Annotated in this window: 11 protein-coding genes and 2 riboswitches; of the genes, 9 read left to right on the top strand and 2 right to left on the bottom strand. The window is 29.6% G+C overall.

The features are described 5' to 3' along the window. Positions 1-119: 119 nt before the first annotated feature. The 3 genes from H2684_RS00775 to lgt all read left to right on the top strand — a co-directional run bounded on the left by H2684_RS00775 (position 120) and on the right by lgt (position 3,270). Positions 120-1,382 (top strand): L-serine ammonia-lyase, iron-sulfur-dependent, subunit alpha, encoded by a 1,263-nt coding sequence (locus H2684_RS00775; RefSeq protein ID WP_182087448.1) that lies wholly within the window; start codon positions 120-122, stop codon positions 1,380-1,382. Between the two features lie 163 nt (positions 1,383-1,545). Beyond that, entirely contained in the window at positions 1,546-2,415 is an 870-nt protein-coding gene (locus tag H2684_RS00770; RefSeq protein ID WP_182087447.1) for a radical SAM protein, read from the top strand. 87 nt (positions 2,416-2,502) lie between these two features. After that, a complete protein-coding gene (gene lgt / locus H2684_RS00765) occupies positions 2,503-3,270 on the top strand; it encodes a prolipoprotein diacylglyceryl transferase (protein WP_182087446.1) in 768 nt (255 codons plus the stop codon). 21 nt (positions 3,271-3,291) lie between these two features. Here the strand turns inward: lgt and H2684_RS00760 are convergent, their stop codons facing one another. Further along, complete coding sequence (locus H2684_RS00760) at positions 3,292-4,488, bottom strand: trypsin-like peptidase domain-containing protein (protein WP_182087445.1); 1,197 nt, start codon at positions 4,486-4,488, stop codon at positions 3,292-3,294. Positions 4,489-4,777: 289 nt separating this feature from the next. On the opposite strand from H2684_RS00760, the gene H2684_RS00755 reads away from it, so the two are divergent. The 4 genes from H2684_RS00755 to H2684_RS00740 all read left to right on the top strand — a co-directional run bounded on the left by H2684_RS00755 (position 4,778) and on the right by H2684_RS00740 (position 10,388). Beyond that, positions 4,778-6,160, top strand: coding sequence for an MATE family efflux transporter (locus H2684_RS00755; protein ID WP_182087444.1), 1,383 nt, complete (start codon positions 4,778-4,780; stop codon positions 6,158-6,160). Positions 6,161-6,230: 70 nt separating this feature from the next. Further along, the gene (locus tag H2684_RS00750; protein ID WP_182087443.1) at positions 6,231-7,883 is read left to right on the top strand and encodes a TaqI-like C-terminal specificity domain-containing protein; all 1,653 of its coding nucleotides are present in this window, start codon (positions 6,231-6,233) and stop codon (positions 7,881-7,883) included. 170 nt (positions 7,884-8,053) lie between these two features. Next, positions 8,054-8,154, top strand: a riboswitch (purine riboswitch). A gap of 74 nt (positions 8,155-8,228) precedes the next feature. After that, positions 8,229-9,659 (top strand): NCS2 family permease, encoded by a 1,431-nt coding sequence (locus H2684_RS00745; RefSeq protein ID WP_182087442.1) that lies wholly within the window; start codon positions 8,229-8,231, stop codon positions 9,657-9,659. 138 nt (positions 9,660-9,797) lie between these two features. Continuing rightward, positions 9,798-10,388, top strand: a complete 591-nt coding sequence (locus tag H2684_RS00740; protein ID WP_182087441.1) for a YdcF family protein — start codon at positions 9,798-9,800, stop codon at positions 10,386-10,388. 1 nt (position 10,389) lies between these two features. Here the strand turns inward: H2684_RS00740 and H2684_RS00735 are convergent, their stop codons facing one another. Beyond that, positions 10,390-10,980, bottom strand: coding sequence for a GDSL-type esterase/lipase family protein (locus tag H2684_RS00735; RefSeq protein ID WP_182087440.1), 591 nt, complete (start codon positions 10,978-10,980; stop codon positions 10,390-10,392). Positions 10,981-11,136: 156 nt separating this feature from the next. Further along, positions 11,137-11,237: riboswitch (purine riboswitch) on the top strand. Positions 11,238-11,392: 155 nt separating this feature from the next. On the opposite strand from H2684_RS00735, the gene purE reads away from it, so the two are divergent. Together purE and purC are read left to right on the top strand one after the other, a co-directional pair. Beyond that, positions 11,393-11,872 carry a 5-(carboxyamino)imidazole ribonucleotide mutase gene (purE, locus tag H2684_RS00730; RefSeq protein ID WP_182087439.1) on the top strand — a complete coding sequence of 160 codons (480 nt, stop codon included), beginning with the start codon at positions 11,393-11,395 and terminating at the stop codon, positions 11,870-11,872. A 1-nt stretch (position 11,873) separates the two neighbouring features. Beyond that, the gene (gene purC / locus H2684_RS00725; protein ID WP_182087438.1) at positions 11,874-12,584 is read left to right on the top strand and encodes a phosphoribosylaminoimidazolesuccinocarboxamide synthase; all 711 of its coding nucleotides are present in this window, start codon (positions 11,874-11,876) and stop codon (positions 12,582-12,584) included. Positions 12,585-12,599 lie beyond the last annotated feature (15 nt).

Here is a 12,599-nt window from a genome sequence, read left to right as displayed (position 1 = left end):
TGAATAACATTTAACAATAGAAATTGATAATAATAAAAAAATATGGTGTTTTTATTTATAATGTGTAATAATATGATATAGTATTTAATTAAATAGATTGTTTAAGGGGGCGAGCTAATATGGATGAATTTTATTTAGATATTATGAAAGAAGAACTTATACCTGCATTTGGTTGTACTGAACCAATTGCTATAGCGTATGCATCTGCCAAAGCAAGAGATGTACTTGGTTGTATGCCTGAAAGTATTGAAGTTGAATGTAGCGGAAATATAATTAAAAATGTAAAGAGTGTTATAGTGCCAGGTACGAAAAATATGAAAGGAGTAGATACTAGTGCTGTTCTTGGAATTGTAGGTGGAAATGCAGATAAAGTTCTAGAAGTACTATCAGAGATTAATGAAAAGCATTTGGAAATAACTAAAACTATATTAGAGAAAAAGGCATGTAAGGTTAAACTTGCAAAGGGTGTGGAAAATCTTTACATAAAGGTAAGTGTAGTTAAAGGTGAGAAGCAGGCAACTGTAACTATTGCAGACTCACATACAAATATAATAGAAATTACTAAAAATGGGAAAGTACTTTTTGAAAATAATAAAAAAATTGATAAAAAAGTTAATAAGGTTATAGATAGAAGTAAAATGTCTATAGAAGGAATTTATAAATTTATAAATAATGTTGATGTGAAAAAACTTGAGAAAGTTTTAGAAAAACAAATTGAATTGAATGTTAAAATTGCTAAAGAAGGATTAAAAAATAATTATGGAGTAAATGTTGGTAGAACTTTAATTAAAATGAATGGAGAGCAAGTTGCTAACTTAGCAAAAGCTTATGCTGCTTCAGGTTCAGATGCAAGAATGAGTGGATGCGAGTTGCCAGTAGTAATAAATTCAGGTAGTGGTAATCAAGGGTTAACAGTATCATTGCCAGTTATAGTTTATGCAAAGCAGCTTAAAGCACCTAAGGAGAAATTATATAGGGCACTGGCATTAAGTAATTTAGTTTCTATTCACATTAAGTCGGGAATTGGTAAATTATCTGCTTTCTGTGGAGCAGTAAGTGCAGCAGCTGGTGCTGGAGCAGCAATTGCATATTTAAATGATGGTTCTTATAAAGTTATATCAGATACAATAATTAATACTTTGGCAGATGTTTCAGGAATAGTTTGTGATGGAGCTAAACCATCATGTGCAGCTAAAATAGCATCAGCTGTTGATTCAGCTATAATGGGATATCAAATGGCAGCTCAAGGAAGTGTTTTTAATCCTGGTGAAGGATTAATTAAAGATGACATTGAAAAGACTCTGAAAAGTATATGTAGAATGGCTAAAGAAGGAATGAAGGAAACAGATATTGAAATTTTAACAATTATGAATGAAGGATAGTAATGGAAACATCCAGTAAAGAGCAATTAATGATTAATACTGGATGTTTATCATATGTTTTAATCTATATCATATAGGTATAGTATTGCTATTATTTTTAAATTTGATAAAATAAATAGTATAATTGTTATATTAATGTAAAATAAATTTAAGGAGAATGTTTATGGAATATGAAGGTGTTGTGTATAGACCACCAAGTGAAGCTAGAAGTTTTATAATTCAAGTTACTATAGGTTGTGCACATAATGAATGCAGCTTTTGCAGTATGTATAAAGACAAGAGTTTTAGAATAAGAAACTTAGAAGAAATATATAATGATCTCTATGATGCAAGAAATATGTATGAATATGTAGATAGAATATTTTTAGCAGATGGAGATGCACTTGTGCTTCCAATGGAAAAGTTAAGGAGTATATTGACTAAGATAAAGGAGATTTTTCCAGAGTGCACTAGGGTTACATCCTATGCCACTCCATCAGATATTCTAAGGAAATCTCCTGAAGATCTTAAAGAATTAAAAGAACTTGGCATTAAAATGTTATATATGGGAATAGAAAGCGGAAGTGATGCTGTATTAAAACAGATACAAAAGGGTGTCACTTCTTCTGAAATAATAGAGGCAGGCAAAAAGGTTAAACAAAGTGGAATTAAACTTTCAACTACTTTTATTTCAGGAATAGGTGGAAAAGACATGTGGAGAGAAAATGCTGAAAAATCTGCCAGTGTTATAAATAGTATTTCTCCTGATTATGTAGGCCTTTTAACTCTCATGGTAGAAAATGGTACTAAAATTTATAGAGATATAAAATCTGGCAAATTTAAGCTTTTAAATCCAAAAGAGATTATGCTAGAAACTAGATGTCTTATTGAAAATATAGATGTTCAAAATTGTATTTTTAGGAGCAATCATGCATCAAATTATGTATCTTTGGCTGGAACACTTTCTCAAGATAAGGAAAAACTTTTAAATAAAATCGACAGAGTTTTAAAAGGAGAGTATGGATATAAGCCTGAAGAACTTAGAAGACTTTAGTATTTAACATGTAAAATATAATGAGTTGTTTTTGTTTTAATATATTGTTACAATAGTTCTATGTTTTAGTAAAGGATGTGACTTTTTATGAATCCAATAGCTTTTTCTATTAATGGGTTTGATATTAGATGGTATGGAGTGATAATAGCTTGTGGAGTTGGTGCTGCGTTTATTTTAGCTAATATAAACTGTAAGAAAAAAAATTATGATTTTGATTCAATTATAGATATCTTTTTAATTGCCTTTCCATTTGGAATAATTGGAGCAAGAGCCTATTATGTTATATTTCAGTTTCAAGATTACAAAGATAATTTATGGGATGTATTTAATATAAGAGAGGGTGGACTTGCCATACATGGTGGACTTATACTAGGATTGCTTGCTGCCTACATATACACTAAGTATAAGAGAAAAGATTTCATTAAAATTTTAGACTTAGTGGCACCTTCTATAGTATTTGCTCAGGGAATTGGAAGATGGGGAAATTTCTTTAATGGTGAAGCTCATGGAGGGCCTGTGAGTTATGAATTTATAAGTAAATTTCCTGCATTTATACAGAAGGGAATGAATATAGGAGGTGTATACTATCAGCCTACTTTTCTATATGAATCTGTATGGGATCTTTTAGTATGTTTGATTTTAGTTTATATATTTAGAAAAAAACATGTAAAGGGAAGTGTAATATTTGCATATATAGGACTATATTCTCTAGGAAGGTTCTTTATTGAAGGACTTAGGACAGATAGCTTAATGCTTGGGCCGATAAGAGTTGCTCAACTTGTTAGTATTTTGGGTATTGTATGTAGCATAGTGTTTTTTATAGTTATTAAAGTAAAAAAGAGAACTACCACATAGAAAAAATGTGATAGTTCTTTTTTATGACTCTTCCAATGTTAGTTTTAAAGTTTTGGTTTCACCATTTCTAAGTACTACTACAGAAACTACATCTCCCGATTTGTGTTTAGCTTTTATTGCATTTATCTGACTTACTGTATATACGTTTTTACCATCAAATTCCTGTATTATGTCATTTGGTTGTATACCAGCTTTTTCAGCAGGACTTGATTCTTGAACGCCTTCAACATAGACACCTTCACTTGAATTTTGGCATATTATTCCTATTGTAAGAGCAGGCTTTAATAGATTGCTTAATTTAGATTTTACAGTATTTATTGGAATTGCAAAACCTATACCTTCTACACCATTTCCACCTATTTTGGCGGAGTTTACACCAATTACTTGACCTTGTGAATTTACAAGTGCACCACCGCTGTTACCCTCATTTATAGCAGCATCTGTTTGAATAAATGTTTGAGTAGTGTTTCCAACAGTTATCTGTCTGTCCTTTGCACTTATAATACCACTTGTTACAGACCCTGAAAGTTCCTTACCAAGAGGATTTCCAATTGCAACTACTGGATCTCCAACTTCCACTTTAGATGAATCTCCAAGCTCTGCTACAGCAGGCATAGTAGTCTTTTCGGTTACTTTTATTATAGCTAAATCTTGATTTGCATTGTAATTTACAACTTTTGCAGGTACTTCCTTGCCAGTGCTAAGTGTTACAGTTACAGTTTCAGCACCTTGAACTACATGATAGTTTGTAAGTATATATCCATCTGAATTTATTATTATTCCAGATCCCATTCCATCTTGTTCCGTAATACCGCTTCCAAAAAATGAATTTGACTGTGTAATTGATTTTACAGATACACATACAACAGCAGGACTTACTTTTTTGGCTATTTGAGCAACTGTAAGATTCCCCGTAGTACTTGAAGTACTTGATACAGAAGGAAGGCTAGTAGACTGCTGAGTAGTTGATGTATTTTCACTTGCAATGCTTTCATATAAAGGTGTATTTTTAAAGAAACTTGTATTTGGAACTACATATAAAAATGCAAATGCGGATACAAATCCACCAATTAAACTAGATATTAAAGCTACTGCTATAAAAGATAAAAATTTTCCACCTCTGAATTTGAATTTATAATTGAAGGGTTTCTTTTCAGATGATGTATTTTTTAATACATCATTACTTGATATTACCTTATGTTCATTAAAGCCATCCATAATAATTACCTCCTTAAAAAATTTATAGTTATATCTTACTTTTATATACTACTTTTCATTTGTTACAGCCTTATGTCAAAAATGTTAACTAGATATGACAATTTTAAATGAGTTTTATTCACTAATTATGTTGACAATAAATTTTTAATATTATAGCATATATTGTACGCTTATTTAAAAGGTTTATAAATACACATTTATTTAGGTTAAATATGTTAATAAGGTTTTCATAAAATTTACATATATAATAACTGAAATTTGTAAATAATTTTTAAGGGGGGTAGATACTTTGGATAATTCAAAAGAATTAGCGACTAAAAAAATAAGTAAACTTCTCCTTGAATTTTCAATACCTGCTATAGTTGGTATGCTAGTAAATTCTATGTATATTGTAATTGATAGAATGTTTATAGGTAGAGTAGTTGGTGCTATGGCAATATCAGGAGTGAGTCTAACTTTTCCAATTGCAATACTTATAATGGCCTTTGGCATGCTTGTTGGAATTGGTGCGGCAGCTAGAATTTCTATAAAGCTTGGGGAGAATAAAAAAGATGAAGCTGAAAATATACTTGGCAATGCAGTAGTGCTTCTCATTATAGTTTCTTTAATGGTTACTATATTTGGACTTAAATTTGTAGATCCAATGCTTATAGCTTTTGGTTCAAGTAGTAATACTATAGAATATGCTAGACAATTTATAACAATACTAATTGCAGGATCTATTTTTCAAATTATGGGTTTTGGACTTAATAATATAATACGTTCAGAGGGAGATCCTAAAAAAGCTATGGCAACAATGCTCATAGGTGCCATATGTAATATAATACTTGATTTTTTATTTATATATATATTTCACTTTGGCATAAGAGGAGCTGCTATTGCAACTGTAATATCACAATGTATAAATATGATATGGGTCTTATATTACTTTATAAAAGGAAGAAGTATTCTAAGAATAAGAAAATCAAATCTTAGATTAAAAAAAACAATAGTAATGAGTATATTTGCTATAGGAATGGCACCTTTTGCTATGCAGCTTGCTGCTAGTCTTGTAAATGTAATTTTAAATAAGAGCTTATCTGTATATGGAGGAGATTTAGCAATAGGTGCTATGGGAATAATAAATGGTATAAGCACAATTGTTTTAATGCCTATATTTGGAATTAATCAAGGAGCTCAGCCTATAATTGGATTTAACTATGGAGCAAAACATTATGACAGAGTAAAAAAAGCATTAAAGCTTGCTGCTATAGCAGGTACTATTATATCTACAACAGGTGCACTTTTAACTCATATTTTTCCAGCTACTTTAGTAGGACTTTTTAATAGATCAGATCCCACATTAGCGGCAATATCAATAAATGGTATCAAAATATATATGATAATGTTTCCTATAGTGGGATTTCAAGTAGTAAGCTCAAACTTTTTTCAAGCTATAGGAAAGGCAAAAATATCGATGTTTCTAGCACTTTCAAGGCAAGTAATAGTTCTTATACCTATGCTACTTATACTACCTAGAATATTTGGATTAAATGGGGTATGGACGGCATCACCTGTTTCGGATGCAGTTTCTTCTATACTTACAGCTACATTTTTGATTCTTGAGGTAAAAAAACTAAATGTAAAAAATAGTGGAAAATCCTATGAAGGGTTGAACCCAAATATAGATTAAAACTTATGAAATTTTTTAAATTGCTTATATTTAGATTAGAAAAGAGTTGAATGTTATAGGATATAACAAAATGTTTGGAGATAACTATGAAAAATCTAAAGATAGAGAATCTAGGAAAAAAATAGGTGCTTTCTATACTCCTGAGTCTTTGGTGAATTCTGTACTTCAAAAAACTTTAGCTGGAATTGATATACTAGAAAATCCATTTTTGAAACTACTGGATCCTTCTTGTGGCTGTGGTTACTTTTTATTAAGTGCCTATAAATTTCTTTTTGTTTTATTTGAACAGAATTTAAAAATGCTCCAAAATAAGTTTAAACATGAGTGGTATTTTATTGAGAGTTCTAAAGAGAATAAAAAGATAAATGGATTTGAATACTGGAGAATTGAGAATTTAAGCTATCACATACTTAAAAACTGTATATATGGATCGGATATAGATGAAAGGGCAGTAGAAATTACAAGGGAAAATCTAAATAGAGTTTCAAAAAGCAATGTAAATTTAGACTCAAATATAATATGTTGTAATAGTCTTATAAGGTGGGATAAAGATTATACTGTAGTTGGAAAAACAAAAGAAATTAAAAATAAAATTTTATTTTGGAGTAGAAGGTATGATTATATTGTGGGAAATCCACCTTGGGTATCTCTCAGTAGAAAATTTAAGAATAATATAGATGAAACTTTGGCAAACTACTATATGAAAAACTACAATGGAAATAAATATCTCCCAAATCTATATGAGTACTTTATAAAAAGATCTCTTGAAGTATTAAATAAAAATGGGAAACTTGGATTTGTAATTCCAGATAGATTTGCAAAAAATATTCAATATAAGGATTTTAGAAAGTACATAGTAGAAAAATATAATATAGTTAATTTAGTGTTTGATGTAGAGTTTCCTGGAATAAATACAGATACAATGATTTTTGTACTGCAAAATAAATTTGATAAGCACAATAAAGTTATTGTAGAAGATAAAAATACAGTTAAATACATAACAGAGCAAAGTAACTATATAAAAAACTTTAATACACAGTTTTATAGTTGTCAGGATATCAAATACAATTCTATAAAGGATATTATTGAAAGTAATAGTTATAAACTAGGAGATATAAGTACAACTTTTACAGGATTTATAGGGAAAAGCAGTATTATTACTAAGAATAGAAAAACTAATAGTCAGATTAAAATAATAAAAGGTGAAAATATAGATAAGTATAAAGTACTTGGAAATTTTTATTATGAGTTTATAGATGAAAATATAAAAGGTGGAACTAAGAATTTAGATAAATTAAGATATAAAGGAAAGATAGTTATTAGAAAAACTGGAAGAGAAATAGTTTCTGCAATAGATTATGATGGAAATGTAATAGAACAATCATTATATGGAATTATAGTAAATAGTGAAGCTATTTATCCTGAATATATTTTGGGAATATTGAATTCAAAATTAATGAAGTGGTATTATAGAAATTTTATGGTTACAAATTATAGATCAATGCCACAAATAAAGAAGTACAGTTTAGACAGAATTCCAATAAGGGTATGCGACACTCATAAAGAAGAATATATAAGAAATATTGTTCTAAATATAATAAATTGCACTGATGAGAATGAAATAAAGATACTTCAAGGTAAACTTGATAATATTATATTTTCTATATATGGAATACATGAAGATAGTAGAAAAAGTATATTACAATTATTGGAAGTGTATTAAATTGGCATTTTAAATATAATTCGTATCATTACGAATTATATTTTATAATATACTAATTATAGTACGAATAGATAAGAATAATAAACTGTTTTTTAGTAAAATATATTGACTTTAGTAGTGTGCGGTGATATTATAAATATGAAATTAATAAAGACGTTATAGAGTTATAAATTTAATATTTAGGTATCATCTATATAATCTTGATTATATGGCTCAAGAGTTTCTACCAGGAAGCCAAAAATTCCTGACTATGGGTGAATCCATTATGTACTCAGTAAAGTTTAGGTGGATTCAGTCTTGCCTAAACTTTAAAATTTTTTATTTTTATATTGGAGGTAGAAATATATGGAACAACCTAAGGGCTCAAATGAACAGGAAAAATCTTTTTTAGAATCATTTTTTAAGCTTTCAGAAAATAACACTACAGTTAAAACTGAAATTCTTGCAGGTATAACTACTTTTATAACTATGGCATACATAATTTTTGTAAATCCTAGTATACTTATGCAAGCTGGAATGAATGCACAAGGACTTATGGGAGATGCAGCTGTTAAAGCTGGAATTTCAGCAATCAATGACCCTATAGTAGGATCTGTATTTGTAGCTACTTGTATATCTGCAGCAGCAGGAACTATTATTATGGCTTTATATGCAAATCTTCCTTTTGCACAAGCACCAGGAATGGGGTTAAATGCATTCTTTACTTACAGTGTTTGTTTGGGAATGGGATATACATGGCAACAGGCTTTGGCAGCAGTATTTGTATCAGGAATAATATTTATATTAATTACAGTAACTTCAATAAGAGAAAAAATAGTAGATGCACTTCCACATAATTTGAAACTTGCTATATCTGGTGGAATAGGGCTTTTCATAGCACTTATAGGGCTTAAAAATGCCGGTATCGTTGTGGCGGATCCAGCTACATTAGTTGCATTTGGAAATCTTACTACTCCACATGTACTTGTTTCTATTATAGGTATTTTAATTACAGCAATACTTATGTCAAGAGGAGTTAAAGGATCTATACTTTTGGGAATACTCTTAACTACATTAGTAGGAATACCGTTTGGAGTAACACATATTTCCAATGTATATTTTATAAGTAAACCACCATCTCTTGCACCAACATTTTTAGCATTTGACTTTAAAGGACTTTTTGGAATTGGAACAGCTGGACTGATGGGAGCTTTTACAAGTTTGATTATGGTAATTTTAACATTTACACTCGTTGATTTGTTTGATACTATAGGAACACTTGTTGGAACTGCGCAAAAAGCAGGAATGATTGATAAAAACGGAAGAGTAAAGAATATGCATAGAGCTCTTTTATCTGATGCAGTTGCAACTGCGCTTGGTTCAACATTGGGTTCAAGTACTATAAGTACTTATGTAGAGTCTACTGCTGGAGTAACAGAGGGAGGAAGAACTGGACTTACTTCTCTTACTGTTGGAATACTATTTATTTTATCACTTTTCTTTAGCGGATTAGTTGGAATTGTTCCATCAGAAGCTACAGCACCAGCACTTATAATTGTAGGTGTGCTTATGATGGGAGCAGTTACCCAAATAGATTTTAGTGATTTTACAGAAGCACTTCCTGCATTCTTTGCTATAGCATTTATGCCATTTAGTTATAGCATAGCTAACGGAATTGCAGCTGCAATAATATTCTACCCAATAGTTAAAGTTTCAACAGGAAAGTACAAGGAAGTTCATCCAATAATATATGTACTTGCAGCATTGTTTATACTTAGATTTGCAATGCTTTCATAGAAAATAGAAATATAATTTAATTAAAATAAAAAGTCAGTAGTATGAAATGAGTCATTTCATACTACTGACTTTTTCTGTCAATTGATAAATTGTGGTATATTATAGTATAACTGATAATATAAATGGTAGGTGGTTTATGTGAAAAAGTCTTTAAGAATAATAATAGCATTAATTACTATATTTTTTGTAGCTGTTTTAGTAACTGAATTTCAAGTTATATCTTTTGGAGAAAATGCTAAAGCTGAAAAATCTGATTGTATAATTGTACTTGGATGTAAGGTTTCAGGAAAAACGCCTAGTGCTTTTTTAAAGGAAAGAACAAATGAAGGTTTGAGGCTCTATAAAGAAGGATATGGAAGTTATATTATAGTTTCAGGTGGAAAAGGAAGTGGAGAGGATATATCAGAAGCACAGGCAATGAAGAGTTATCTGATATTTAAGGGAATGGATTCTTCAAAAATAATATTAGAAGATAAGTCCTCTTCCACTTTAGAAAATTTGACAAATTCTAAAGAAAAAATGGATGCAAATGGTTTTAAAACTGCTATCATAGTATCTAATAAGTACCATTTAAAGAGAGCTTCTATGATAGCAAAGTGGCAAAAAATTGATGCAAGTTATTCTGGTGTTTTTGTACCACCATATAAAAATTACGAAATTTTAGGATACATAAGAGAAGTACCTGCTATATGGAAATACATTGCTTATGAAGTTATAAGAAAAATTTAAGCTATTTATCTTGAAATAAAGTAGATAATTCTTTAATTAGCAAATTTGCCATTAACTTATGTCCTAATATAGATGGATGTATTCCGTCTATAAATAGTTTTTTGGGATCTGTATGCTTTAGGTTGTCTGAGAATAACTTAAAGAAATCCACAGATTTTATATTTTGTTTTTTGCAGTATGAAAGAAGCCAATTGTTATATTCTACTTGATTTTTAAGTGCTTCTGAATAGTTGCAATCAGTATTCCAATGAACACTTGCCATAACTCCAATGATTGGTGGTTCTATGCCAATTATTGGAGTTATATTGTATTTAATAGCTTCATCTATAAGTTCACAAATATTGTCTTCTATCATTTTTAACGATCTGTTGCTAAGTAGGTCGTTACACCCACCCATTATGAAAACAAAATCTGGTTTTTCCTCTACTATATCTTTAAATGATCTTGAAAGCATGCCAGATGTGGTATCTCCATTTACACCTTTGTTTATTATATTAATTTTAAATGATCTTTGAACTTTAGTTACCCAAGTATCTTCTTTTGATACTCCATATCCTACTGTAATACTATCGCCAATACAGACTAGTTTCATTAAAAATACCTCCTCATATTTTCATTTAATTAATATTCAGTATGGTACGAACATTAGTTATATAAAAGTACTTTAATACTGTTAATATACGAATATTATTTAATATATTTCTAATAATATATTGAATAATATAGTTTAATATGTTAGTATAAATTATATCATAAATATTTATTAATCCATATAATCCTAATAATGTGGTTTAGGAGTTTCTACAGGAAGCCGTAAATTTCCCGTCTATGGATAAATGTTTTATAACTTAACTCTTATTGATATTATTATAAGATAGTAGGTTATAAATTAATTTGTCAAATTTAAGGCTTCACTAAATTCATTATTGGAATTTATAGTGAAGCTTTTGTATTTTAGAATGGATTTTATTTATAAAATTTTAGGAGATTTTAGGAGGATAAAAATGAAAGTAGCAATTATATTTGGAAGCAGTTCCGATACGGATAAAATGAAAGGTGCAGCCAAAGTTTTAAAAGAGTTTGATATTGAATATGAAGCTTATATACTGTCAGCACATAGAGTACCAGAAAAACTTATGGAAACTATAAAAAAGCTTGAGAACAGTGGATGTGAATGTATAATTTCAGGAGCTGGACTTGCAGCTCATCTTCCAGGAGTTATTGCTGCAAATACTACTATTCCGGTTATAGGAGTTCCACTTAATGCAGCTGTTTCAGGACTTGATTCTCTATTTTCAATAGTTCAGATGCCAAAGTCAATACCAGTAGCTACAGTTGGAATAAACAATAGCTATAATGGGGGAATGCTTGCAGTGGAAATATTAGCACTTAAATATCCTGAAATTAAAAATAAGTTAATTGAATATAGAAAAAATATGAAAGAAAAATTTATCAAAGAAAATGGAAATGGAGTTGAATTATAATATGAAAAAGGGAAATATGATTTATGAGGGAAAAGCAAAACAGGTATATGAAACGGATGATAAGGATAGAGTTGTAATTTACTATAAAGACGATGCTACTGCATTTAATGGAGAAAAAAAAGGGCAGATATCTGATAAAGGAGTTTTTAATAATACAATAACTTCAATGTTATTTGAACTTTTAGAAAAACATGGAATTGAAACTCATTTTGAAAAGAAACTTAGTGATAGAGAACAACTTTGCAAAAGAGTAGAGATAGTTCCTCTTGAAGTAATAGTTAGAAATGTAGCTGCAGGAAGCATGGCAAAAAGGCTTGGAGTTGAAGAGGGAACAGAACTTAAAACTACAGTATTTGAGTTCAGCTATAAAAATGATGAACTTGGAGATCCACTAATAAATGACTATCATGCAATAGCACTTGGATTTGCATCAAGAGATGAATTAAATAAAATATATGAAATGACAGCAAAGATAAATGACATATTGAAAGAGTTTTTCTTAAAACAAGGTGTAAAATTAATTGATTTCAAACTTGAATTTGGTAAATTCAACGGAAAGATAGTTCTTGCAGATGAAATATCACCAGATACATGTAGATTTTGGGATGCAAAGACAAATGAAAAGTTAGATAAAGATAGATTTAGAAGAGATATGGGAAATGTACGCGAAGCTTATGAAGAAATACTTAAGAGAATAAGTGGCAATAATTAATTCTTATAGAAGGAG

The organism is Clostridium sp. cel8 (assembly GCF_014050525.1).
In the GTDB taxonomy this organism is placed as follows: domain Bacteria; phylum Bacillota; class Clostridia; order Clostridiales; family Clostridiaceae; genus Clostridium_B.
Note: the sequence above shows the minus strand (reverse complement) of the source record. Positions and strands in the feature narration are given on the sequence as shown.